We start from the raw sequence: 23,847 nt of genomic DNA, 5'->3' as shown, positions 1-23,847 counted from the left end.
TCAATAGGAACTGAAATATATATTTGGAGTGAATTGATAAGCGCACGAGATAAATCTAGGCGTCGGTCGCCACTGCACCCGCGCGGACGCTTCCCCGGCCGTTCTGTTCACGCATACCGCGTTCGCGTACGCCGCGCTGCCGGGCGAGCACACCGTGGCGCGGTCCCAAAAGCCACGCCAGCACAAAAATCACCGCGCACACCAGCACTACGGCGCCACCCGTCGGCAGGTCAACAGCCCACGAAACATAGATCCCCACGAACGCACCCAGCACACCAAAGCACGCGGCGGTGAGCATCATCGGAACCATCCTGTCGCACACCATCCGCGCGGCCGCCGCCGGGGTCACCAGAAGCGCAATCACCAGGATGTTGCCGATCGTCTGCACACTCATGACCACTGCGAAGGTCACCACAACCGCCAGCACAATATCCAACGCCATGACCCGCATCCCGATCGCCGTAGCGTAACCGCGGTCCAGCCCGACCATCACCAAATCACGGTGGAACACCGCCAAAACAGCGAGGATCAGCATGGACCCCAGCACCGTGGTCACCAGCGCCGAATCCGGGATACCGGTCAACGAACCAAACAAGAACGTGCTGAGGCTTCCCGAATAGCCGGGCGCGCGAGACATCACCACAATGCCGATCGCGAACATCGTGACCATCAAAATACCGATCACCGTATCCGAACGCAGCCGCTCATTCTGGCTCAACACCGCGATCAGAACCGCGGTCACCACGCCAGCGATCAGCCCGCCCCACAGCAGCGAACCCTGCAACACAAACGCCACCGCAAGCCCCGGGAACACGGCATGCGAAATCGCGTCCCCCATGAACGTCATCCCCCGCAACACCACGTGCGTGCCCACCACCGCGCACACCAGTGCCGAGAACGTCGCAACCACCAGCGCCTTCGGCAGAAACGCGAGCTGCGGGTTGAACAGATCCTGTAGAAAATCCAACGGCGTCAGCATGAGCGCACCCCTTCTTGTATGACTGCAGCCTCCGATGCGGTGGCTGGGGCCGATGTGAAGGCAGCCTCCGATCCTGTTGCTACTTCCGGCGCGGTTGCTGCCTCCGCGGCGGCGCCGGTGAAGGCGCCGACTTGGGTGAGCAGTGGCGAAGCTTCACTGACTTGGAAGGTGCGTTGCCAAAGCCCCGGATCGCCGAGTGCGTGTGGTGGGCCGTTAGCGATCACGGTGCGGTTCAAGAGCGTGACACGGTCGGCGATGGTCAGGGCATGGCTGAGATCGTGCGTGGACATCACGATCGCCGCACCCTGCCGCGCCAACTCCACGAACAAGGCCGACAGTTCTTCCTGGGTAGGCATATCTAGCCCCGTGAATGGCTCATCGAGTAACAAGACGCTCGGCTCTAGAACCAGCGCGCGAGCGATCATGACCCGCTGCCGCTGCCCACCAGACATCTCCGAGATCGGACGGTTTCGTAAGTGCGTCATCGAAACCCGCTCCAACGCGTGCGCAACCCGCTTCATATGCCCCACACTGAGGCGACGCCAGCGGGAAACCGAACGCACCAGACCGAGCCGCACCACGTCCGCTGCGGTCACAGGGAACGTCCAGTCGATGTCGTGGCGTTGCGGAACATAACCCAAACGGCCAGCCACACTCACCGAACCGCCCGCTAACGGAACCAGCCCCTGCAACGCACGCATCAACGTGGTTTTACCCGCACCATTCGGGCCAAGCAAAACATGGATCTCACCAGCGGAAGCGGTGATCGAGGCGTGCTCCAACACGGGCCGCTGCCCCAAATTCACGCACACATCGCGGCCCTCAAGCACCGCGATGCCGTTATTCTCACTCACCGGCACCGCTACCCCACACTTCCGCCTCGGTTGCGCGGCGCTTGCGTTGCACCACCACACCAACAGCCACGCCCGCCGCGATCACGACGGCGGCGCCACCGGCAAGCCACCACGCCAACGACGCGCCTGCCGGCTTGGTCTCGCCCGCATCGGCTGCGGCATCGGCCGCCTTGCTGTCGCCGGAGCCGTTGTTCGCACCATCGTTCTCTGCATCGTCGCCTGCCGCATCGTGCCCGGCGGCCTCTCCCGCCGCATCCTTGCCAGTGGCGCTGTTGGTTTCCTTGGCCGCGGCGAGCGCCTCTTCGGTGTTCGTGGAGTCCCCTACCGCGAACACGAGCGAACCTGAGGCGGAGACCTTCTTACCGTCCTTGTCTTCGGCGGTCATCGTGAGCTGGACCGTGTACTGGCCGGGGCGTGCGAAGACCCAGTTCGCGTGCGTGTGCGTGTTCTTCTCGATGAACACGCTGTTGTGTTCGGCGAGGTTGGAGCTATCCACCAGTAGCTGCGGGTCGCCGAAGTTACCGGGTTGCAGGAACAGGGTCATCTGCCCGGGTCCGGTTGCTTTGCTGAACTTCATGGTCACGCCGCGGTCTGCGTGTTTAATGAGCTCGGGGTCCTGGGTGTTCCAGCCGAGCCACACCACACCGGAAATCTCCACCTGAGGAACAACCCAGGCCTCATCCCCGCCTTTCGCGCCGGTGAATTCGTAGCCGTTCTTCGGGATCTGTTGTTTACCGGCGTCATGCACCTGGATCACAACGTCTTCGAGGTTGCGCCACACCGCAGGGGAAGTCCGGTCATCACGCACTTGCATAACCCACTTGCCATCCACGCGTCGCATCCCTAGATCAGCGTGCCCCACATCCAAAACCGCGGCCTCGCCCGTGACGGTGCGTTCATCCGATTCCACCGTCTGCTCGAGTGCTGGATCATCCGAGGACGGCTCAGCGTGCGCGGCAGGAACCTGCCCGAGGCCACCCGCGAGAACCCCAACAACGACGAGCGCGAAAGCGATCATGGCGGCCAGCAAAAGCGTGGACAGCCGGGGCAATCCGCTGTGTGCTGCAGGCGCGGCTGTATGCGATGGCGTATGTAACTTCAGCATCGTGAGTGTCCTTATTAATTCCAGATTTCAGCAGTGAGTAGGGTCAGCGGCAAGAGGCAGCTAGCCTCGGGCCCGGCGGCAGGCAACGGCGGCCGCCAGCATGCAACGGGGCCAGCGCCGGTGCGCAGTTAGCGGCCGGGCGCATCGTGCTCACCTAGGGGTTTGCCGCCGAGTGAACGAGCGAGCGAGTCAGCGTTGGCGCGCATCAAGAGTTCGTATGTGTTGACTCCGGGGGTGAATGCGTCACCCCAGATCGGCGCGACGCCCACCCCGGCCAGTTGCGCGGCGTCTCGCAAGGATTGAGCGGTACCGCCCGCGGTTTGTTCGATGAACACGGCAGGAACGTTGAGGTCACGCAGGGTCGCAGCGAGCCTGCGACGTTCAGCCAGCGATGGCTCCTGCCCCGGCGAGGGTGAAACCGACCCCGCAACATCCAGCCCGTACCGGTTCGCGAGATACCCGTAGGCCTCGTGTGTGGTCACGAGGTTCCGGTTGCGTTCCGGGATGGAAGCGATGGAACGCGCCACATAGTCATCGACCTCGTCCAAGCGGGCGATATAGGCCGATGCGTTGCTACGGTAACGGGACGCGTTCCGTGGATCTTTCTTGATCACCTGGTCACGGATCACCTCGACATAGGCTTGCGCGTTGCTTACGTCATGCCACAAATGCGGGTCGATTTCGCCGTGAACATGCTTACCGAGCACCGCTTGCGGCAGCTGATACACATCAGTACCGGGGCGGCCGATGAACCTGAACGCCGGGTCAGCCGGGATCGGTTGCAGCGCTTTCGGTGGCACATGGATCACCGTGTTCTCCAACGGAATGTCCTCCGGTTGCGGTTCATCCACACGCAACACGAGCCGCCGCTTCGCTGTGTCCACCGTGATGTCCGCATGCCCCTTGCCCACGATGCGCGGCCCCGCCCCCGCAACCCCCGCCGGCATGTTTGCGGTGGCTTCCTCAGGGTTCACGCCCACCGCGATCCGCAACGTCGAGACCACGGCGCCAGAAGCATCGGCGGCATCCGGTGAGGCCGTATCAGCACCGGCGCCGCGGGCCTCGCCGCCGAGTGTCCCGCCTGAGTTGTTGCCAAGCGTCCCGCTTGCGGCAGGTGTGGCGCGGAAGGAAAGCGTATAGATGCCCGGTTCGGTGAACGCCCACGACATATGCGTGTGGGCGCCGGGCGGCAGGTTCGTGATGTTCTCGCGCGCGTTCTCCGGCAGGGAGGAGTCGAAGACTTTCTCTGGCCGCCCGAACGTTCCCGTCACGAACGCGAACACCGTCCCCGGGCCCTCCGCCGATACCAGCCCGAGCCTTGTCGCATCACCGCGGCGGGCCCCCGAGCCAGTGCCACCGCCTTTACCGCCAGCTTTTCCAGCATCGCCACCGCCGACGCCACTATCGCCGCCAGCATCACCACCGCCGCCAGCCTCACCCACATTGGCGGTCGCGACCCGCAAACCGAGCCAGACCGTGTCGAGGGATCGTGACTCAACGAGTGGAATGATTTCGGCGCCGTAGCCGGAGGCTTCTTCGGCGAGCGCGATGTGGGTTGCGTCCGCGCCAATGTTGGCGTCGATCGCGCGAATGATGGATTGTTCTTCCAGCATGAGGTAGTTGGAGAACGCGAGGTCGGCTAGCGCGATGTCGCGCATCGCACGTGGTGTGGGTTCGAAGGAGTGCGGGTCAGCGCCTTCGGGCACCAAAGCGCTGACGTGCACATCGGCTCCGACTACGTTGCGGGTCAGGTCGGCGAGGATTCCGGTGGTTGCGACGATCCGTAGCCCGCCGGATGTGAGGCCTCGACTTGTTGTGCCGGGAAGGAAAACAGCCGCGGTGGCGGCTCCCGCGGCGAGCGTGATGAACGTTCGCCGCGAGAGCCCCCGCGCATGTGCCGGCCCGTTGGGGGCGGGCTGGCTGTTATCCGGTTGGTGTCCGCGCACGCGTTACTCCGCGCGGCGTGCGCGGCGGTACAGCATGAACGCTGCCGCACCGATCACCGTCAGTAGGCCACCGGCAGCGCCGAGCTGTGCGGCGTCCACGCCGGTGCGGGCCAGCGATGCCCCGCCAGCGTCAGGCAGTGCGCACGGCTGGCCGTCCGCGGTGCGGCCCACGGTGTCCATGATCATGACCTTGCCGTCCTTCTTGAACAACTGGCCTTCCTTGGCGGAGGCCTGGTCTTTCGCGATCCCGGGCACCGTCACCTTGGGTGCGGAGCCCCCAGCGTCCGATGTGCCACCTGCCGCATCTGAACCTTCACCTTGGCCTGCGCCGCCGCCTGCACCCTGGCCCTTGTCTGCGCCCTGGCCTGTGCCTTGCTGTTCAGGCTGGCCTGGCTTGGCACCCTGTGGCTGGCTTGGTTTCTGGCCTGGCGTTGGGGTGCTTGCGGTGGAGTGGAACCAGCGTTGGCCGACGATTTGACCGAAGTTCCCGGAGGTGAACACGGCTACGTTGCCGGGGCCGGACACGGATTCCAGCGTCCATGTAACCGGTCCGGTGGTGTTTTTGAGGGATGGGTGCATTGTGTTCGCGCCGATCCACGGCACACCTGGGATCTGTGTGGACGGGACCATCCACACGTTGGAGCCTTGCGGTGCCACGAAGTCGATGCCTGCCGGGGCGGAAGTGCGTGCGGCATCACCGAGCGCGAAAGAGAGCGAACCTGGCTCAACCCACGCGGCTGGCTGTTTACGGTCGTCTTTGAGCGAGGCCTTGAGGGTGGAGCCTTTCAGTTGCGAACCGAGGTCGAAGTGTCCGCCCGTCACACCGGCGGCACCTGGGCCGACGTTGAAACGCAGCGTTGCGCGCGCTGAGGCGGTTCCGCCACTCTTGAGGGTTGCGTTCTGCCGGATCTGTACCGTGTAGGAACCCGGCTTGGAGAACACCCAGTTCGGGTGCACGTGCGAGTTCGCTGGGATGGTCACACTGCCGCTGACCCGTGACGTCGGCAGCAGACCCGCCACGGAGAACAGGCTGGTGCCGCCCCTGGTGACGCCGCCGGTAGTTGCGGAACGGTCGGCCGTTGAGCCCTTAGAGCCCTTGGAACCCTCGGCTGTGGAGTCTTCCGTCTTGGAATCCTCCGCCTCGGAATCTTCTGCCGTGGAATCCTCGGACGATGTGGCCGCATCGATTTCGGCCTGCGTTGCCTCACGTGGTTCCTCGACCGGGGTGCACTCCGGGGTCGCCGGCGCAGCAGGCGCTACTGGCGCTGGAGCTGGCGCGCCCGGTGCTGGCACATCGGCCGGGGCGCCTGGAGCCTGCGCGCCGGGAACTTGCGCACCTGGAGCCGGAGCTTCTGGAGCGGGTGCCTGCGGCGCAGCATCACCCGGCGCCTGCGGTGAGGTGTCAGCTGGAGCTTCTCCGGTGCCCGGCGCTGGCGCTGGCTTCTCAGGCGCAGGCTTCGCTGGGGCCGTTTTCTCTGGCTTCGGCTGCTCAGGCTTCGGCTTCGGTGCTGGCTTCTCAGGCGAGGCCGACTCAGATGGTTCCGGTTTCGGCGCCGGCTTCGGCTTCGGCTTTTCCGGTGCCGGTTTTGGTTTCTCCGGAGCTGGCGCTGGGGTCGGCTTGGCTGACTCAGACGGCGCTGGCGTTGGCTTCTCAGGAGCTGGCGTCGGAGTTGGTTGAGGCGTCGGTTTCGGCGCTGGTTTTGGCTTCGGTGCCGGTTTTGGTTTCTCCGGAGCCGGCTTCGGCGTCGGCGTTGGTGTCGGCGCAGGTGCGGGTGCCGGTTTGGTGAACGCTGTTCCCTTGTGGGCGGACCCTACGGTGAAGTAGTAAGTCTGCGCCGGGGATTCGATGGTCGCCCCGGAGCTGGTTTGGGTTCCACGTGCTTTGAGCGTGATCTTGTACAGGCCCGGTTTGGTGAAGGCCCAGTTCGCGTGGGTATGGGCCGGATAGGTTTGTTCGCGCACCGCACCCGCTGTGAGTTGGGTCGCGCCGTTCTTCAAAAGTGGGCTCATCTGCCCGAAGCCGTTAGTCCCAAACAAGTACACCTTGCCCGGGCCTTGGACAGAGGTGAACACGAGATCCACGTGCTTACCGACCCCGCCGCCCTGGGTCCCGAGGGTGTCCCACCCCGGCCACAGCAGATTGTGGTCCTGGGTTTGCGGCAAGAAATAGCTTTGCCCAGCACCCGGCCAGCCTGCTGGGATGTTCCGCTTAGCGGCATCCTTGACATGCAGCTCAACCTTGGACGGGTCGCGGTGTACATGGGAGCCAGTGACGTCTTCTTTGAGATTGAGCTTCAAAGCACCGTTCGATGCGGTGACATTGAACGCATCAACGTGGCCCGCCTCCAAGATCAGGTGGTCCGCAGCCGGAACCGCAGCGCTGTTATAGGCAGCCAAGCCCGCGGTTGCGTTATGAGCACCCAAACCCGCAACCGATGTCTGGGCCGCGGCAGTGTTGGCTGGCGCGGTGTTGGCGTACGCGGCCGCTACCGGCGAGATTCCCGCCAACAGCAGGGCCAACACACCCGTGGTTGAGGCGATGCGGACCTTCGCGCCCTTGGCGGCGAATTGTTTGGTGCTGGAAGCTACGTCAGCAGAACGCGAGGCGACACTGAAGGTATCGGCGCTGGTACGTGTGTCAGCGCTGACTCGTTCAGCGGGGTTGGTGGCGGGAAGCTGATTCCCTGGTGTCCCTAGTGGCGGCATGGCTGTGCGCTTTCTAGTGAGAAGAATACCGTTATTGCTATTGAGACTCATTTGCAATAGCTATACATTCCTACCACACTCGCTCCGGCTTCGCACACCCAGACCCGATCCACACGCAACTGGCACGGATAGGATCGGGGCATGTCTGGCATCGTGATGACCCCGGAGTTAAGGGCCGCGCTCAACCATCTTCAGGCGGGCAATCACGCGTTCATCACGGGTAAAGCAGGCACGGGTAAGTCCACGCTCGTGCGGCTGTTCATGGAGCAGACCACACGCAACGTGCTGGTTGCCGCCCCCACGGGGATGGCGGCGTTGAACGTCGGCGGGCTGACCCTGCATCGGCTGTTCAGTTTCCGGCCTGGGGTGACGGAGGAGTTCGTCCGTTCGCCGCGCTATTCGCCGGCCGCGCATCGTGAAGTGCTTGAGCAACTGGATGTTCTGGTGATCGATGAGGCCTCGATGGTGCGGGCCGATCTGTTCGATGCGCTCGCCGCCGCGCTGGAACTGTATGGGCCGAGGCCTGGCGAGCAGTTCGGCGGGGTCCAGCTGGTTCTGGTGGGGGACGTGTATCAGCTGCCGCCCGTCGTCGCCCCGACCGAACAAGCACAGTTTGAGCGGGACTACGGCAGCCCCTATTTCTTTTCCGCGCGGCATTTCCCGGAGAATTCTTTCCCGGTTTTCGAGCTCAGCCACGTGTTCCGGCAAGAGCACGGCTCCCGGTTCACGGAACTACTCAACGGAGTGCGTGATGGCTCGCTGACCCAGCGCGGGCTCGCGGAACTCAACGAACGCGTCGACCCGCACTTCACACCACCCGCCGACGAACCGTGGATGACCCTGACCACCACCAACCGGATGGCGGATGCCGCAAACCGGCGCGAACTCGAAAAGCTCGCTACGTTCTCACTCACCTCCGATGCCGATACCGTGGGCGACCTTACCGGTTTCGACCCGCCCGTCCCGCACGAACTTCAGCTGCGGATCGGCGCGCAAGTCATGATGGTGGTCAACGACCCGCTGGACAGGTGGGTCAACGGAACCCTCGGCGAAATCACAGACCTCGGCTGGGACAAAGACGGCGAACCGTGGGCCGCCGTCGCGACCCCCGGCGGGGACATGTTCATCGCCCGGCCCTACACGTGGGAAGTCCTCTCCCCTATCGCACTCGAGAGCGGCCGACTATCCAACACGGTGCAGGGCACGTTCCGGCAGCTACCCATGCGGCTCGCTTGGGCCATCACCATCCACAAAGCCCAAGGCCAAACCCTCGAACGCGCGATCGTCGACATCCGCGGCGGCGTGTTCACCGACGGTCAACTCTATGTCGCGCTCTCCCGCGTGCGTTCGCTGGAGGGGCTCGTCCTGCGGCGAACCGTACTCCCGAAAGACATCCAAGTAGCCCCCTCGCTACGTCGCTTCCTGCGCACCCAACGCGTCCTGAACCGAGGCGGCAACACTGGACCCAACAGTAACCCTGGGCCCGGCAACACTGCTTACGATGGTGGGCTTGCCTTCCTCACGGTCCTCACGGTGGGGGACGCAGGTCGAGGCTGGCGTCCGCGGCCGCTCGAGGTCTCGGTAGTCACATCGGATGGAGGCCAGGCTTCAACCCTGGTGAACCCCGGCCGTGACTTAGGAGATGCGGCGGCAACGCACGGGATTGATGCGGACATGCTGACCCTCGCCCCGGATACGGCGCAAGCGTTGACCGCGCTCGGTCCACTGCTTGAGGGCAGGACAGTCGTGGCCACAAACGCGGATACTCTGCGTGGGCTGATCGACTTCGAGCTCCGCCGCCTCGGCGTTCTAGAACGCATGCCGCTCTTCGTCGAAACGAGCGAGGCGCCTGGCGATCCGGACCCGTGGACCGCATGGGAACACACCACATCCTCGGGCTACCTCCTCACCCGCGCCGCCCGGTCTGACACGGTCTCCGCCCCCAACACTGCCGCCGCACCCAGCAGCAACCCCGAGCCCCTGACATTCATACCGGCGGGCGGGAGGATGACGCGGGTGCACATCGAGCACTTGGCGGCGCGGCTTGCCGGCCGCACGCTCGGGCCGGCCACAGAACAACTGAAACGCAGCATTGAGGCGGAGTACGGCGTCGTGATCCCCTATGAGCCGCCAGCTGCCGGCCCCGCGCTCAAAGACATCCTGAAGCTGGGGGCGCGGATCGCGTTCACCGGCAGCATCACGCTGGAGGGGAAGGCGTGGGATAGGGACGTGTTCGCGAAGTTCATCGAGGCACGCGGTTTCGTCACGAGCGCGAACGTCACGAAAACCCGCACCGACCTTTTAGTGCTCGCGGACATCAACAGCGAATCAGGCAAGGCGCGCAACGCACGCAAGTACGGAACACCGATGGTATCGCTCGCGGACTTCCTCACGGCCCTAGATGCCATGGAACGTTAGCCGGCCGCTATGGAACGTTAGCTGGCTCGCTGCTCTGATCCCGCCGTACCAGCCGGCAGCGTTACGGCGTCTTCGTAGCGGCGGACCCCAAAGAACGTCCAGAACGCTACGACCGTGGCGAGGATATAGAGAATCCACGAAGTCAGAACCACAGGGCCTGGCCCTACCTCGGTGCGTGCCGCGGAACCCGCCCCGTTGGTTTCGAAGAACCACCAGTTAGCGATAATGCGGGAAACCGTCACCGCTACCGTCACCACCAGCAGGATCCAGAGGCGCAGCATAGGGATCCGAGCCCCCGTCACCTCTGTACTGGAGCCGTTGCTTGCCACATGCGTTCCCGATTCGCCCCGGATGCGGCGGCGTTCAGTATAAGCCACGACGAGCGCGACCACGGCCCCACCGATCGCGATCAGGAAAATCAAGCCACCCAACGGGATACCTATATACATGAGGGCTTTACCCACGGCCGCGCCCGCAACCGAGGTATAGACAAAGAACGCAACGATCGCGGTAGGGATCAGGTTAGTAACGATCGAACCGACCGTCACCCGCACCGACTTATGCAGCTGCACGGCACGGGAATCGGTACGCCACGTCGAGGCCATAGGTGAACGAGACATCCCTCTCCCCGCTTCCCTCGCTGCGTGCTTACGATACTGCGCCACCACCACTGCCCAACGGCTACCACCGTCACCCAGCGCCGGCTGCCACCGTTATCCGTGCTGCTGTGTTTTTGCTGTTGACCATTGTAGGCAGGTGAACCCCGTGTATTCGCGGAAACGCGTGCAATAAGTACACAATGACACCCACAGTTCACATACAGTTCCGCAGGTGTGACGCGTGGTGACGTGTGCGACTGCGACGTGGGAGACTCAATGTATGACTTCTGTATCCTTCACCAGCCCGAATGGTTCTTTCGACGTCCAGACCGGCCTGTTCATCGACGGCGAGTGGACAGCGGCCGCCAGTGGCGCATCGTTTCCTGTACTGAACCCGGCCACAGCTAAGGAGATCACGCAGGTGGCCGATGCGGGAGTCGAAGACGCGCGCCGCGCCCTAGATGCCGCTGTTGCGGCACAGAAAGAATGGGGCGCCACAACAACCCGGGAACGCTCCGACATCCTCCGCGCAGCCTACGAACTGATCCTGGAACGCGCCGATGACATCGCCCACGTGATCGCTACGGAGATGGGCAAGCCACTACGCGAAGCCAAGACCGAAGCCACCGACGCCGCAGACATGCTGCGCTGGTTCTCCGAACAAGTCCAACACCAGACCGGCAACTTCGCCCCCGCCCCGAAAGGCGGCTACCGCATCATCACCACCTACCAGCCGGTAGGCCCCTCCTACCTGGTGACCCCGTGGAACTTCCCTGTCTCGATGGGCGCCCGCAAAGCCGGCGCCGCGCTCGCCGCGGGTTGCACCGTGGTGCTCAAGCCGTCTGATCTGACGCCGTTGACGATGTCGCTGTTCGTTCAGATCCTCCACGAGGCCGGTGTTCCGGCCGGTGTTGTGAACCTCGTGCCAACCGTGGATGCCCCGGCCCAGTCCGCGGATCTCATGAAAGATGAGCGGCTGCGGAAGGTCTCTTTCACGGGTTCGACCCCGGTGGGTACCCAGCTTTTGAAGCAGGCGGCCGATAACGTGATGGCCTCCTCGATGGAGTTGGGTGGCAACGGACCGTTCCTCGTCTTGTCCAAGGCCAACGTGCGTTGGGCCGCTAAAGGCGCGGCAGGCTTGAAGTTCCGCAACGCAGGCCAGGTGTGTATTTCTGCCAACCGCATCATCGTGCACAAGGATGTCGCCGATGAGTTCAAGCAGATCTTCCTCGAGGAGGTCGCCCGCCTGCGCGTGGGTGCTGGGACAGATCCGGACACGACGGTGGGGCCGCTGGTCTCAGACCAGCAGCGCGACCGCGTGCAGGGCTTGCTTGCGGATGCGCAGGAGAAGGGCGCCACGGTTCTGACCGGTGGCGACTGCCCCGAGGGTGCCGGTTATTTCTTGAACCCGACCGTGGTTGAGAACGCTCCACTGGATTCCGATATCGCGACAACCGAGATCTTCGGGCCCGTCGCGTCGCTGTATATCGCCGATTCTGACGAGGAAGCGATCCGGATTGCCAACGACACCCGTTTCGGTTTGGTCGCTTACGTGTATTCGCAGGACATCATGCAGGCTATGCGCGCGGCTGAAGCACTCGAGGTCGGCATGGTGGGTCTGAATCGCCCTGCCGTGGCTGATCCTGCCGCCCCGTTCGGTGGCGTGAAGGCTTCCGGGCTGGGTAAGGAAGGCGGCCACAACGGCATTGAGGAATACCAGATCGAAAAACTCATCACGATGGCGGTGTAACCGGGGACGTGTCTGAAGCAACGTTCAGGGAGGCGCGGCTAGCCCCGCAGCCGGTCGACCTGGTGATTGAAGGTGGCGGGGCGAAAGCTGTCGCGTTGGCGGGCGCGGTGGATGAGTTGCGTGCGGCGGGTTATACGTTTGAGCGGATTATCGGTTGCTCGTCCGGTTCACTTGCGGGCGCGTTGCTTGCCGCGTTGAAGCATTCGGGTGAGGGCCTAGATAAGTTCGCTGACCTGGTGACCTCTTTCGATTTCAGTAAGATCTTGGATGCGGGGCCGATCGCGAGCAAGTTCGGTCCGCTGTCTAAGCTGGCGATCCCGTACCGGTTGATGCGCTACGGCGGTATGCACCCGGGCCGTTACATGAACTCGTGGGTCGCCGGAGTCATGAAAGACCTGGGGACGGAAAAGTTCGGCGACTTCCGCCGTGATGGTTCCCCGTACGCTGATGAGGACATCACGCACCGCTACGGTTTCGTGACGATCGCAACCGACCTCAGCCAGCGCCGGATGGCCGTGTTCCCGTGGGACGCCGAGGACTACGGCTTGGATCCGGACGAGATTTCAGTGGCCGATGCTGTGCACGCTTCCGCCGCTCTACCTGGCGTGTTCCAGCCTGTCGAGATCACGGGTGAACGCGGAACGGTCACGTTCGCGGATGGCGGCCTGGTTTCTAACTTCCCAATCAAACTGTTGGCCAATAACGAGGAGAAGGAAGCTGACTGGCCGACCATCGGTATCAACTTAACGCCGCGCACCCCCGGCAAGGAACAGTTGGAGTCGGTACGTAAACCGATGGCGCAGTTGCGCGCGTTGGGCCAGGTCGTTTTGGAGGGCCGGGAGACCCGCCGCCTCGACAATGAGGAGATCGGCCAGAACGTGATCGTGATCGACACCGCACCCTACACGTCGATCAGTTTCAACCTCGACAGCGACGACAACGAAGAACTCATCGAACGCGGCCACGAAGCCGTGCGCGAATGGCTCAAAGGCGACGACGCAACAGGAACCGTACCCGAATGACCCCTCCAGAATCTGGCTCTGAGAACTTCGATGTTGATGCTTTCGATGCCGCGGTCGGCGTGCTCGCGGGTGCGAAGCGTGTGCTTGCGTTGACGGGCGCGGGTGTCTCGACCGCATCGGGCATCCCTGATTTCCGTGGCCCACAGGGCCGTTGGACTCAGGACCCGGAGGCGGAACGTATCTCTACGTTGTCGTGGTATTTGGGTGATGAGGTGGTGCGCCGTAAGGCGTGGCAGGCGCGTGCCGATTCGGTCGCGTTGAAGGCGCAACCGAACCCTGGGCACGATGCGCTGGTTGCGTTGGAGCGTTCGGGCCGGTTGGCCGGCATTGTCACGCAGAACACGGATGGGTTGCATTTGGTGGCGGGCAACTCGCCGGAGTTGGTGCATGAGGTTCATGGGAATCAGCGGCGGTGGCGGTGCGAGGACTGCGGCGTTGAAGGCCCGATGGCGGAGATGATCGCTCGTGTTCATGCCGGCGATACTGATCCGCGGTGCCCTGAGTGCGGTGGCATTACTCGCGCGACGGTGATCTTGTTTGAGGAGGCCCTGGATCAGGAGACGATGCAAGCGAGCATCGAACTGGCCCGAGCGTGCGATGCGGTGCTCGCGATCGGTACGAGCCTCACGGTGTACCCGGTGGCTGGCTTAGTCCCGTTGGCTGCCGAGTGCGGCGCGAAGGTCGTGATTATCAACGCGGAACCGACCCCATTCGATTCGATCGCTGACGCCGTGGTCAACGACCCGATCCAGGATGTGCTCCCCCGCCTCGTGGCCGCAACAACCTAGCCGGAACAACTAGCCTGGTGAGGCCCACCGCAGGCACCGCGGAGCTACTGCCATGGCCACGTCACAGGCTATTTCTCAGGGTTGCTTCACGGAGGCTACTTCTCTGTACGGTAACTGAGTTCCTGGTCGCCTACCCACGGTTCTTCGATCTTGCGGTAGGTTCCGTCCTTGAAGCTCGTTTCGAGCCAATCGTCCACGGCTTTCTTGAATTCAGTGTCGCCCTTGGGCAACATGAACGCCTTATCAAACTGGTCGAATGGACGATCCGGGTTAGTCGCGCATAGTTCCGGATACTTCTCGTCGATGTAGAGAACTTCGGCGCGGTCGGTCGTCATGACGTCAGCGTTGCCTTTGACGATCTCGTCGAAGATCGTTTTGTTGTCGTGAGTTTTCAGCGTGCCCTGCGGATAGTTTTTCTTCGCGAATTCCTGGTTGGTTCCGCCTTCCGGCATGATGCTCACCACGCCGGGCTTGTTGATCTGTTCGATGCTTTTGTATTTGTCTTTGTCTTCGCAGCGAGCGATCGGCGTCTTGCCATCCTTGAGAAGCGACGTACTGAAATCAACTTTCTTTGCGCGCTCATCGTTCACAGAGATACCGCCGACCGCCATATCGCATTTGCTGAGGAAGTCCGGCATAAGGCTCTTCCATTCAGTCCCAACGAACTCAACCTTGACGTCTAAGTTTTCGGCGAATTTCTCAGCCAAATTCACATCAATCCCGCTGAATTTTCCATCCTTTTCAACCGTGAACGGTGCATAGTCCCCCGTTGTGCAGACCGTGATGACGCCGTCTTTCTTGATGGAAGCCAGCCGCGATTCCGGCTCTTCATGCTCCCCACTGCCCTGTTCCCCTGTGTTCTGTGCCTGCCCGCTCTGCTCAGTGCTGCTCTGCTCGGTTGTGTCTTTTGCCGGGCCTGTACTGCCGCATCCGCTCAGTGCACCGACGAGCGCCAAAATAGCCGGGGCAGCGAGGACTGCGGGGATGATCTTTTTCTTCTGTGGCGATGTGATGTACGTCATGCCGGAACTTTACCCGGCTATGCAATATCGCTGTCAACAGGCCACAATGGAGAGTTAGTAATGTGTCATCGTTATGAATGTGGATGGAACAATGTCTGATTCTTCACGTCCTGACGAGGCGGCAAAGCCGAACCAGCCGGCCTTCCCACCTCCGCCTGGCCCTGAGGACGACGCTACCCAAGCATTGCCTCCAACCCCTAAGGACCCCGCGACCGAGACTCCGGCAGGGTCCACACCCGATGCCGACAAGGATTCCGCCGCCCAGGGTTCCGCTCCGGAAGACTCAGCATCCAAGCCCGCTGATTCTGAGCCAACGGAATCCGCCCCGGCCGACTCAACGCCGCCTGCTCCTTTGCCGTTAGACGCGTTCAAGGGCCAAGCCGCACTCGATGAGGCCGAGCCGACCAGCGAGTACCAGGGCCTCGACTCCGAGATGTGGTATTCAGACTCCCCCGCGACCTTCGACACCGCGAACTACGCCGCGGTCACCGCGCCTGCCTCTAACGACTACCTCAGTGACGAAGACGATAACGATGCCGCCCGCGCCACCAGTGTTGCCGCCGGCGTGACCGCGGCAGGGCTCATGGCCTCCGCCTCAACAGAGGAGGCAGAGGCTTCCTCAACCCGCTCGTCGGGCAAGCCGAGCAAGAACATGGTGATCGCAACTGTGCTGGCGGCTCTATTGGGCATCGGTGGCGGTGTGATCTTGAGCAAAGCCGCGCTCGCACCAGACCCGACCCGCTCCGAGGAATACTTGAAGCTCGCCTCCGAGAAGTCCCAGGTTGATTCCCGCGCGGCCAAGGGTGAGCAGGAACGCGAAGAGCTCGAGCAAACCATCTCGTCCTACGAAGACGAAGAGAGCGGACTCAACGCGCAACAGAAAGACCAAGAAAAAGAACAAGACAAGCTGAAAAGTGATCAGCGGAAGCTGAAAAAAGATCGCGCGAAGCTCAAGAAGGACCAAGAGAAACTCAAAAAGGATCGCAAGAAGCTCGACAAAGACATCAAGATCACGTCCCGCCCGGCAAGCAGTAGCGGCCGCTGGAAGGTCGGAGACGACATCCCATCCGGCACCTACCGCACCAAATCCGGCGTGAAACAACGCTGCATCTACGCGGTCTATTCAGACTCCAGCTATTCGAATGTGAAGTTCTCCCGTTCCATCGATAAGGGCACCCCCACCGTTGACCTGCGCGAAGGCGACTACTTCACCTCGATGGGTTGCGGCACCTGGTCAAAGAAATCGAAATAAGTTCCGCAACCCCAGTGGGTTCCGCACGACCAAGTAACTACATAACCAGCACACTGGCCGGTCAGCTAACCATCTAGCTGACCGGCCAGTGAACTAGGACTCGGGGACTGAGACTCGTTGCCTAGGCTCCGTTGTCTAGGACTCTTCGTCTAGGCTCCGTTGTCTAGGAACCGCTGTCTATGAGTAGAGTTCCTTGAGCTCGCCTTCGAGCACTACGTCGAGGAATTCGCGGATCACTTCCATCTCATCCTTCGCCGAGAACACGACCTCAGCTACCGGGATGTCGTCGATCTTCTTACCGTGCAGGCGGTCCTCGCCCACCTGGGCTCGCTGATCCACCACGGTCTGCCCGCGCGTGATCTCATCAGCCAACGAGATCTCGATGCGGTGCTCGGAAGACACGAACATCTCCGGATGCACCGCGGCCACGACAGCGCCGGCGTCACCGATCAACGAATACGCTTGCGGTTCATCCTCGTCATCGCCGTATGTGAAGCCCGCGATGCCACCCAAGGCACGCGCCACCGGATGGTCAGAGGCCTTCAACCCAGCCACCACATCGTCCGGGATAGCCACGTGGTTGAAAACATCCAGACCATACATGACCAGAGGCACGCCAGACTTCACGACGATGTCCGCGGCCTCAGGGTCATGCCAGATGTTGAACTCAGCGACTGGGGTTGCGTTACCCACGCTCGCGGAACCACCCATGAACACAATCCGTTCAAGGTTCTCCGTGACCTCCGGGTGCATCCGCAACAGCAACGCGAGGTTGGTTTGCGGGGCGCACGCGATCAGGGTGACCTTCTGCTCCGACTCCATGATGGTCCGGCGCATCAGCTCAACCGCGTGCTCAGCCACAGGCTCACGCGTTGGCGCAGGCAACTCGACACCACCCAAGCCATCGGCGCCGTGCACATAGGAGGCGTCACGAGCCGGCGAATTCAGTGGAGCCACAGCACCCGCGGCAACCGGGATGTCACTGGCACCCATCAGATCCAGGATCTTCAACGTGTTCTCAACAACCTGCTTGAGCGACACATTGCCAGCCACCGTGGACACCGCACGCACATCCATATGCGGGTTACGCACCGCATACATCAACGCCATCGCGTCATCGATGCCGGTATCAACATCCATCACAACAGGAAAAGTAGACATGATCCTCCTCAGCTCAACGCCGTCAATAGGTTAGGAGTAATTCTTGCTAGGGCTACTGCTTGCTCGGTCTATTGCTTACCGGGGCTATTTCTTAGCGGTCATAGCGGCTGCGATCTCTTCGATACCCAAGTGATCGCCCAAGCCAAGTTCACGTGCGATGCGGGCCGCAGTTGGCCTCTGTAGGCGGCACTCAGCCAGGACATCGTCGCGGGAGAAAACCTCCGATGGGGTGCCGTCCGCTTGGATCTTGCCGTGCGCCATCGCGATCACCCGGTCAAACGAGTCAGCCACGAAACGCATGTCGTGGGTGATGGTGATGACCCCGATGCCGTCGGCATGCAGCCGGTCCAGCATGCGTTGCAGGATCTCGAGGCCACGGCCGTCAAGGCCCGCGGTTGGCTCATCCAGAATCACGAAATCAACGCGCGGAACCAACACGGCAGCGATCGCAACGAACTTCTTGATCGCGAACGGCAGGTCCGCCGGGTTATCGTCCACGAACGGGCGGATACCCGTCATCGAGATCGCGCGTTCAAGACGCTGCTCCGTGTCCTGCTTACCCCACTTCAGATACTTCGGGATGTAGGCGAGCTCGGAATACACGTCCGACTGGAACAGCTGATCATCCGGGTTCTGGAACACGTAGGCAACCGTCTGCGCCATCTTCGCGTTCGTCATCTTCGCCGTATCCGTGCCGTTGACCAAAACGCTACCGCGCGTAGGCTTCAGCAGGCCGTTCATGAGCTTCACCGTGGTGGTTTTACCAGCACCGTTCTGACCCACAATCGCAACGCGCTCACCCGCGGCGATCGACATGTTCAACCCAGCCAGAACCGGGGAGAGCTCGTCATATTCGAAGGCGACATCCTTCAATTCAATCGACATCAGTTGCCACCTTCACCCTTCAAACCACCATCAACAGACGTGTTGTTACCCAGCGCGGTGCCGTTCACAACGCCACCGCCAGCAACCGTGCTACCAGTAGCAGTGCCGCCACCAACGAAAGCGAACGCCTCCAGCGCCTGCGCGCACGTGATCGGCAACGGATCAACAGCAACACCGGCCTCACGCAACGCGAACGCAAGCTGCGTGACCTCCGGGCGCGGAACATCCGCATCGACCAGCTGTTGCGAAGCAAACACTTCACGCGCAGGACCAGCGGCCGTGACACGGCCCTTATCGATCACGATCAGCTCATCAGCGTATTCGGCGAGCAAGTCCACTTTGTGTTCAACCAGAACCAGCGTCTTACCCCGCTCCTTCAACTGGGCGATGATCCGGAAAACCTCTTCCGAGGATTCCGGGTCAAGTTGCGAGGTCGGCTCATCGATCACAATGAAGTCCGCGTCCATCGCGATCACCGCAGCGAACGCGACCTTCTGACGCTGACCACCCGACAAACCGTTAGGGTCCTTCTCCATCAGCGGGAGCAGGTCCATCCGCTCAGCGACCTGCAGCACGCGATCAACGATCTCTTCGCGCGTGAGCCCCAGGTTCTCCAAACCGAAAGCGATCTCCTCAAACACCGTCTCACGCACACCGGAGATCTGCGTGAACGGGTTCTGGAACACATAACCGATCCGGCGAGACAACTCGGCAGGCGACCACTCTTCAAGCGCGCGGCCCCACAAGAAGACCTCACCTTCCAGATCACCCGAGTGGAAGTACGGGATCAAACCACGCATCAGGGAAGCCAGCGTGGACTTACCTGCGGCGTTGCTGCCCACCACGCCATACAGCTTCCCCCCGGCCAGCTCAAGGTTCACGCCATCCAGCGCGCGCTCCTGCTGATGCGTGTACGAAAACGAAACGTTCTTCAGCTCAACAATGTTCACAAGAACCCCCTACAGGACCACGGCCAGAACGATGGAGCCCACAGCAATCACCAACGAGACCAAAACCAGTAGCCACTGTCCCACGCCAACTTTAGGCAGGAACGACAACTGTGAAGGTTTCTCTGGAACGTTGAACGCACGCGCATCCAAAGCGAGCGCACGTTCCTCCGTCTGACCGATCGCCGCGAGGAACACCGGGGTGATGATCGGGAAGAACGCTGCAACGCGGCGGAAGAAACCGCCCTCCATCTCAATACCGCGAGCCTTCTGCGCATCCACCACAACCTTCGACATCTTCTGAAGATCAGTGATCGACTGGAAGGAAGAGAGCACAACGTAGGTCGAGCGGGAAGACAACCCAACGCCCTGCAACGCGAGCATCAGGTTCTTAGCTGGGACCAGCTGGAAGAACAACGCCAAAGCGCCGCACAAAGACATCACGACGAGCGTGAAGCGGGCGGCCGCAGCGATCGAGGTGCTAGACAGCGCCAGGTTGTCGCCCCAGCTCCAGTAGACGGTCGCGCCTTCTTCCGGCGCGATCAAGAACACGCGCAGGATGAACAGGACCGAACCCACGCCGAGGAACAGCTTGAGATACAGAGGAATGAACTGTTTAGCGCGGCCCGCAAGAATCGCGATCACCACGAACAGCACACAGCCGATGGTGGGCGCCAGAACAGGCCATGGCAACGCGACTGACGCAATCGCAATCGCCAACAGGAACACGAACAGAACCAGCGGGTTCAAGTCCCGGATCGGGTTCCCTAGCCGGTACGGCTGGGAATAGCGATCCACATAGTAGGCACGCAGATCCTCGACCTGCGCGGCTTGAGTCTGAGCTTTCTGAGTCATTCCCATCACCGACCCAACGTCAATTCGCCCGGATGCTTCTGTTCATCAGCCAACGCATCGTGCGTCTTCTGCGGCTTCAAATACCTGTCGCCCAACGGCAACTTGACCAACACGCGGGTAGGCATCCGCAGAATAATCAGCCACGCGATGAACGCAGACGGGACCTTGTCGATGAAGTCCAGCGGCATCGAGGCCAAGAACACAGCCGCGGTTTCACCCACGCCAAGCGATCGGAGAATACCGGTCACCCAGCCAACACCGGAGGCGGACAAGCCACCGAAAACCCAGATGGTGATGAGCGAACCGATGAAACCACCGATGAGCGCGAAAATGAACGCAGCGAACGTCACATGGAACACGTTACGGAACCAGCCGACACGGGAAAGCCAACCGGCGACCAAACCGATCAGAACCGAAACGATCGCGTACGGCACCAGCGTCGGCAACGTGATCGCATTGATCAGGTTGGTGAGCAAACCAACCAAGGCACCCGGCAGCGGGCCACACACCGCACCCACCAGGATGGTTCCAATCGCATCCATATACACAGGCAGCTTGAGCAGAAGAACAATCTGCCCAGCAATGAAGTTGATCGCGATCCCCAACGGGACCATGAACAGCGTCAACTGCCCATACTTGCTGCCATGTGCAGCGAACTTTTGCATAGCGGGCATCAGATGACCTCGCTCCAACTGCGTCGCATCACGCTCGTAGTTCCCTTTCAGCTAGGCCCCCGTTTACCTAGGGCCCCTGACTCACTAAGTTACGCGGGAAGCGCCGATGCAACAATCCCTACCGCTGATTGTCGCATGACGCCTCCTAGTGACGGATCCTAGTCAGCAATTCTATTTATGGAAAACCAGAGCACCGTGAGCCTGCTCGGCCTCGTTGCTAATCGAGAGGTCAATACCCTTACGATCACGGATCAACGAGACCGCAACCAAAGCGATCACCACGAAGATCAGCAAGTACCAAGAAATCATGACCGTGGAGCCGGTCGCATCGAAGATCGCCTTCGCGATCATCGGGGAGAACGCGCCACCGATGATCGCACCGATCGCGTACGAAACCGAGACACCAGAGAACCGGACCGAAGCCGGGAACATCTCCGAATACAGGGCCGACTGCGGGCCATACGTGAGGCCCAAACCAACCGAGAACAGCAACAGCGCGAGGTAGAGCATCCCCAGCGACTTCGTCGAAATCATCGGGAACACCAAGAACACAGAGATACCCAGGATGATGAACCCGATCTGGTAGGTGCGCACACGCCCGATCGCGTCAGCCATAAAACCCGAAAGGAGCGTGAACACGAACCAGAAGAACGAACCCGCCGTCACCGCGAGTAGCACATCCGTAGGGTTCATGCCCAGCGACTTGGTTGTGTAGTTGGTGATGAACCCGCCAGTAGTCATGTAGCCGGAGGCGTTGTTACCCGCGAACACGAGCGCACCCAAAACCACGAGGTACCAGTACTTCTTGAACAACTGAACCAACGGCATGTGGATCTGCTCCTTACGTTCAGCGATCTCCTGGAACACAGGCGACTCATCAACCGAACGGCGGACCCAGTAGCCCAAGAACACCAACAGGAAGGACAGCAGGAACGGGACACGCCAACCCCACGAGTTGAACGCCTCTTCAGTCGGGGCGATCACGCCCGTCATGAGCGCCATCGTGCCCGAAGCCAGCAACATACCCAGCGGGACACCCAGCTGCGGGACTGCACCTGCAAGACCGCGACGTTCACGGCCAGCGTGTTCGACCGCCATCAGGACGGCGCCGCCCCATTCACCACCTGCGGAAATACCCTGCAGAATGCGCATCGCCAACAGCAGCAGCGGAGCCGCGACACCGATCGCGGCATAGGTTGGGATCAAACCGATCGCCGTGGTCGCGCCACCCATCAACAGCAACGTGATCACGAGCATCTTGCGCCGCCCCAGCTTATCGCCATAGTGGCCAGCAAGGAAGGCACCAAGCGGCCGGAACAAGAAAGACAAACCGACCGATGCGAAAGCAACCAGCTGCGCACCCGTATCGCCTAGCGGGGCAAAGAACTGGTGCGCGAACACGAGCGCAACAGCGTTGGCATAAATAAAGAAGTCATACCACTCAACAGTGGTTCCCACGAGCGTCGCAAAAGCAACACGAGTCCGATTGGCGCGTACTGCGGCGTTAGGCATCGCTGAATCCCCTTACATGATTCACGGGCCGAAAGTTACTGGCCGGTAGAGGCCGTTGCCGCCATCGTAGTCCCCGTGCGCCGGATCACAATAAATCGTATATGAATTATGACGAACCGAGGAACAACCGACCACCAGGGTGAATAAGAAGGGGTTCAGGGTTCAGCGTTCAAACCACGGCTTGGTGCAGTTGAGCATCCCGTTGCCGTGACGGACCTTCTCCACCGGGGCAACACCCTTGTATTTGACACCCAACGCGAGATCCAAGATGCCGTTGGTCCGGTCCGGCTGTAACACAACCTGCGAGCCTGGGATCTGCTTCTGCACGGCCAGGGCCTTCCCGGTATCTTCCGGGCCTGCATAAATCATCGCGACGGACTCCGCGGTTTCGGGATCCAGCGTCGCGTTACGGACCGTCTTGACGTCAAAGCCGCGCTCACGCAGGTGATTCGCCGCATCGGTCGCGATGCCTTCGCGCTGTGAAGCGTTGAAAACATTCAACGTGACCTCACGTGGCTCCGCTGGCGTCAGAGACCATACCGGGCACACAACCGCGGGGTTCGGTGCACGGAAATCCGGTGACCACGTTCCACGTTGCCACCACACATACCCCAACGTGGTACCGGCAACACTGAGCGCAATCAGGCCAGCCATAACCCAGGCGCGCGCCCGTTTAGCTACCCCCTGGTCTTGTTCCGTGATCAACAGCGGCAACGGTTCAGAAGCCACCACCCGGTCCTCGCCGATGTTGCGCTCGCCCGTGCTGTGCTCGTCTGTGTTGCGGGTTTCTGCGTCGTGATCTTCTGGCGGTGTGGAGGCGGGCATCGAGTCAGAGTTCTTGACGCTCATGCGCCGCGCCTCCTCGTCTGGGCACCACCAGAATTCAAGGCATCCAGGTCCAGTACACGAGCGTGCATGACTTCGCGGCGATACAGCGCCGTGCGTAGCGCACGATGCAGGCCATCCTCGAGGTACATTTCACCTCTGTATTTGATGACGTGCGGGAAGAGGTCCCCGAAGAACGTCGAGTCCTCACTCAGTAGCTGGGTGAGGTCCAGCGTGTCTTTGGTTGTGATCAGGTCCGCCAAGCGAACCTGCCGCGGAGACACGCCAGCCCAGTCACGGGACGTGTTGTACCCGTGATCTGGATAGGGACGAGAACTGCCGACAGCCTTGAAAATCATTGTGCCTCACACATTACGCGAGAACTCGCGCAAAACCTCAGCCGAACTCCGCCAGATTGAGCGAAGCGGTTAAAAACACGTCCGATGCCGCCCACACAACAGCTCGAACGGAGCGGTTACAGCGGTGCATTTAAACGAACGGCGCCGGTAAACGAACGGTGGGCCTCAGCACCTTATCGATGCTGAGG

Annotated in this window: 20 protein-coding genes; 5 read left to right on the top strand and 15 right to left on the bottom strand. The window is 61.5% G+C overall.

The annotated features are described in order from the left end of the window. Window positions 1–55: 55 nt before the first annotated feature. From MHJ63_RS00615 to MHJ63_RS00595, 5 genes are all read right to left on the bottom strand, one after another. A complete protein-coding gene (locus MHJ63_RS00615; protein ID WP_239445837.1) occupies window positions 56–979 on the bottom strand; it encodes an anchored repeat-type ABC transporter permease subunit in 924 nt (307 codons plus the stop codon). Further along, window positions 973–1,833 carry an anchored repeat-type ABC transporter ATP-binding subunit gene (locus tag MHJ63_RS00610; protein WP_239445836.1) on the bottom strand — a complete coding sequence of 287 codons (861 nt, stop codon included), beginning with the start codon at window positions 1,831–1,833 and terminating at the stop codon, window positions 973–975. Before MHJ63_RS00610 ends, MHJ63_RS00615 begins: the two co-directional genes overlap by 7 nt. Next, complete coding sequence (locus MHJ63_RS00605) at window positions 1,826–2,938, bottom strand: choice-of-anchor M domain-containing protein (protein WP_239445835.1); 1,113 nt, start codon at window positions 2,936–2,938, stop codon at window positions 1,826–1,828. The genes MHJ63_RS00610 and MHJ63_RS00605 overlap by 8 nt, the downstream gene beginning before the upstream one ends. A 128-nt stretch (window positions 2,939–3,066) precedes the next feature. Next, window positions 3,067–4,884 (bottom strand): metal ABC transporter solute-binding protein, Zn/Mn family, encoded by a 1,818-nt coding sequence (locus tag MHJ63_RS00600; protein ID WP_239445834.1) that lies wholly within the window; start codon window positions 4,882–4,884, stop codon window positions 3,067–3,069. A 3-nt stretch (window positions 4,885–4,887) separates the two neighbouring features. After that, the gene (locus MHJ63_RS00595; RefSeq protein WP_239445832.1) at window positions 4,888–7,590 is read right to left on the bottom strand and encodes a choice-of-anchor M domain-containing protein; all 2,703 of its coding nucleotides are present in this window, start codon (window positions 7,588–7,590) and stop codon (window positions 4,888–4,890) included. A 141-nt stretch (window positions 7,591–7,731) separates the two neighbouring features. Here MHJ63_RS00595 and MHJ63_RS00590 point away from each other — a divergent pair, with 141 nt between their 5' ends. After that, a complete protein-coding gene (locus MHJ63_RS00590; RefSeq protein WP_239445831.1) occupies window positions 7,732–10,008 on the top strand; it encodes an AAA family ATPase in 2,277 nt (758 codons plus the stop codon). Window positions 10,009–10,025: 17 nt separating this feature from the next. Here MHJ63_RS00590 and MHJ63_RS00585 read toward each other — a convergent pair whose 3' ends face one another. After that, the gene (locus tag MHJ63_RS00585; protein WP_239445830.1) at window positions 10,026–10,628 is read right to left on the bottom strand and encodes a hypothetical protein; all 603 of its coding nucleotides are present in this window, start codon (window positions 10,626–10,628) and stop codon (window positions 10,026–10,028) included. Between the two features lie 259 nt (window positions 10,629–10,887). On the opposite strand from MHJ63_RS00585, the gene MHJ63_RS00580 reads away from it, so the two are divergent. From MHJ63_RS00580 to MHJ63_RS00570, 3 genes are read left to right on the top strand one after another with little or no spacing between them, the layout of a single operon-like run. Next, window positions 10,888–12,357, top strand: coding sequence for an NAD-dependent succinate-semialdehyde dehydrogenase (locus tag MHJ63_RS00580; protein WP_239445829.1), 1,470 nt, complete (start codon window positions 10,888–10,890; stop codon window positions 12,355–12,357). A gap of 8 nt (window positions 12,358–12,365) precedes the next feature. Then, window positions 12,366–13,379, top strand: coding sequence for a patatin-like phospholipase family protein (locus MHJ63_RS00575; protein ID WP_239445828.1), 1,014 nt, complete (start codon window positions 12,366–12,368; stop codon window positions 13,377–13,379). Next, the gene (locus MHJ63_RS00570; protein ID WP_239445827.1) at window positions 13,376–14,167 is read left to right on the top strand and encodes an SIR2 family NAD-dependent protein deacylase; all 792 of its coding nucleotides are present in this window, start codon (window positions 13,376–13,378) and stop codon (window positions 14,165–14,167) included. Before MHJ63_RS00575 ends, MHJ63_RS00570 begins: the two co-directional genes overlap by 4 nt. 95 nt (window positions 14,168–14,262) lie before the next feature. Here the strand turns inward: MHJ63_RS00570 and MHJ63_RS00565 are convergent, their stop codons facing one another. Next, window positions 14,263–15,189 carry a transporter substrate-binding domain-containing protein gene (locus MHJ63_RS00565; RefSeq protein WP_239445826.1) on the bottom strand — a complete coding sequence of 309 codons (927 nt, stop codon included), beginning with the start codon at window positions 15,187–15,189 and terminating at the stop codon, window positions 14,263–14,265. A 91-nt stretch (window positions 15,190–15,280) separates the two neighbouring features. On the opposite strand from MHJ63_RS00565, the gene MHJ63_RS00560 reads away from it, so the two are divergent. Next, the gene (locus MHJ63_RS00560) at window positions 15,281–16,441 is read left to right on the top strand and encodes a hypothetical protein (RefSeq protein WP_239445825.1); all 1,161 of its coding nucleotides are present in this window, start codon (window positions 15,281–15,283) and stop codon (window positions 16,439–16,441) included. Between the two features lie 177 nt (window positions 16,442–16,618). Here the strand turns inward: MHJ63_RS00560 and MHJ63_RS00555 are convergent, their stop codons facing one another. The 8 genes from MHJ63_RS00555 to MHJ63_RS00520 all read right to left on the bottom strand — a co-directional run bounded on the left by MHJ63_RS00555 (window position 16,619) and on the right by MHJ63_RS00520 (window position 23,659). Then, on the bottom strand, window positions 16,619–17,602 hold the full coding sequence (locus tag MHJ63_RS00555) for a nucleoside hydrolase (protein WP_035756542.1): 984 nt from the start codon (window positions 17,600–17,602) through the stop codon (window positions 16,619–16,621). An 84-nt stretch (window positions 17,603–17,686) separates the two neighbouring features. Next, window positions 17,687–18,487, bottom strand: coding sequence for an energy-coupling factor ABC transporter ATP-binding protein (locus MHJ63_RS00550; protein ID WP_035756543.1), 801 nt, complete (start codon window positions 18,485–18,487; stop codon window positions 17,687–17,689). Then, a complete protein-coding gene (locus MHJ63_RS00545) occupies window positions 18,487–19,437 on the bottom strand; it encodes an energy-coupling factor ABC transporter ATP-binding protein (RefSeq protein WP_239445824.1) in 951 nt (316 codons plus the stop codon). The genes MHJ63_RS00550 and MHJ63_RS00545 overlap by 1 nt, the downstream gene beginning before the upstream one ends. Before the next feature lie 9 nt (window positions 19,438–19,446). Beyond that, window positions 19,447–20,289 carry an energy-coupling factor transporter transmembrane component T gene (locus MHJ63_RS00540; RefSeq protein WP_239445823.1) on the bottom strand — a complete coding sequence of 281 codons (843 nt, stop codon included), beginning with the start codon at window positions 20,287–20,289 and terminating at the stop codon, window positions 19,447–19,449. Between the two features lie 5 nt (window positions 20,290–20,294). Further along, the gene (locus MHJ63_RS00535) at window positions 20,295–20,963 is read right to left on the bottom strand and encodes an ECF transporter S component (protein ID WP_052048525.1); all 669 of its coding nucleotides are present in this window, start codon (window positions 20,961–20,963) and stop codon (window positions 20,295–20,297) included. A 171-nt stretch (window positions 20,964–21,134) separates the two neighbouring features. Beyond that, window positions 21,135–22,475, bottom strand: coding sequence for an MFS transporter (locus MHJ63_RS00530; protein ID WP_070491174.1), 1,341 nt, complete (start codon window positions 22,473–22,475; stop codon window positions 21,135–21,137). A 162-nt stretch (window positions 22,476–22,637) separates the two neighbouring features. Further along, window positions 22,638–23,324 carry a LytR C-terminal domain-containing protein gene (locus MHJ63_RS00525; protein WP_070491176.1) on the bottom strand — a complete coding sequence of 229 codons (687 nt, stop codon included), beginning with the start codon at window positions 23,322–23,324 and terminating at the stop codon, window positions 22,638–22,640. Next, window positions 23,321–23,659 carry a type II toxin-antitoxin system VapB family antitoxin gene (locus tag MHJ63_RS00520; RefSeq protein WP_070491178.1) on the bottom strand — a complete coding sequence of 113 codons (339 nt, stop codon included), beginning with the start codon at window positions 23,657–23,659 and terminating at the stop codon, window positions 23,321–23,323. The genes MHJ63_RS00525 and MHJ63_RS00520 overlap by 4 nt, the downstream gene beginning before the upstream one ends. Window positions 23,660–23,847: the final 188 nt, after the last annotated feature.

This window comes from Pseudoglutamicibacter albus, from assembly GCF_022346425.1.
Taxonomy (GTDB): Bacteria; Actinomycetota; Actinomycetes; order Actinomycetales; family Micrococcaceae; genus Pseudoglutamicibacter; species Pseudoglutamicibacter albus.
This window is presented reverse-complemented; position numbering and strand designations above follow the sequence as displayed.

Bases quoted from the DNA above. Each gene is read 5' to 3' on its own strand.
- MHJ63_RS00605 (WP_239445835.1), bottom strand. From the start codon at position 2,938: ATGCTGAAGTTACATACGCCATCGCATACAGCCGCGCCTGCAGCACAC.
- MHJ63_RS00550 (WP_035756543.1), bottom strand. From the start codon at position 18,487: ATGTCGATTGAATTGAAGGATGTCGCCTTCGAATATGACGAGCTCTCC.
- MHJ63_RS00520 (WP_070491178.1), bottom strand. From the start codon at position 23,659: ATGATTTTCAAGGCTGTCGGCAGTTCTCGTCCCTATCCAGATCACGGG.
- MHJ63_RS00530 (WP_070491174.1), bottom strand. From the start codon at position 22,475: ATGCCTAACGCCGCAGTACGCGCCAATCGGACTCGTGTTGCTTTTGCG.
- MHJ63_RS00580 (WP_239445829.1), top strand. From the start codon at position 10,888: ATGACTTCTGTATCCTTCACCAGCCCGAATGGTTCTTTCGACGTCCAG.
- MHJ63_RS00565 (WP_239445826.1), bottom strand. From the start codon at position 15,189: ATGACGTACATCACATCGCCACAGAAGAAAAAGATCATCCCCGCAGTC.
- MHJ63_RS00560 (WP_239445825.1), top strand. From the start codon at position 15,281: ATGTCTGATTCTTCACGTCCTGACGAGGCGGCAAAGCCGAACCAGCCG.
- MHJ63_RS00585 (WP_239445830.1), bottom strand. From the start codon at position 10,628: ATGTCTCGTTCACCTATGGCCTCGACGTGGCGTACCGATTCCCGTGCC.
- MHJ63_RS00525 (WP_070491176.1), bottom strand. From the start codon at position 23,324: ATGAGCGTCAAGAACTCTGACTCGATGCCCGCCTCCACACCGCCAGAA.
- MHJ63_RS00595 (WP_239445832.1), bottom strand. From the start codon at position 7,590: ATGCCGCCACTAGGGACACCAGGGAATCAGCTTCCCGCCACCAACCCC.
- MHJ63_RS00570 (WP_239445827.1), top strand. From the start codon at position 13,376: ATGACCCCTCCAGAATCTGGCTCTGAGAACTTCGATGTTGATGCTTTC.
- MHJ63_RS00540 (WP_239445823.1), bottom strand. From the start codon at position 20,289: ATGACTCAGAAAGCTCAGACTCAAGCCGCGCAGGTCGAGGATCTGCGT.
- MHJ63_RS00615 (WP_239445837.1), bottom strand. From the start codon at position 979: ATGCTGACGCCGTTGGATTTTCTACAGGATCTGTTCAACCCGCAGCTC.
- MHJ63_RS00555 (WP_035756542.1), bottom strand. From the start codon at position 17,602: ATGTCTACTTTTCCTGTTGTGATGGATGTTGATACCGGCATCGATGAC.
- MHJ63_RS00535 (WP_052048525.1), bottom strand. From the start codon at position 20,963: ATGCCCGCTATGCAAAAGTTCGCTGCACATGGCAGCAAGTATGGGCAG.
- MHJ63_RS00590 (WP_239445831.1), top strand. From the start codon at position 7,732: ATGTCTGGCATCGTGATGACCCCGGAGTTAAGGGCCGCGCTCAACCAT.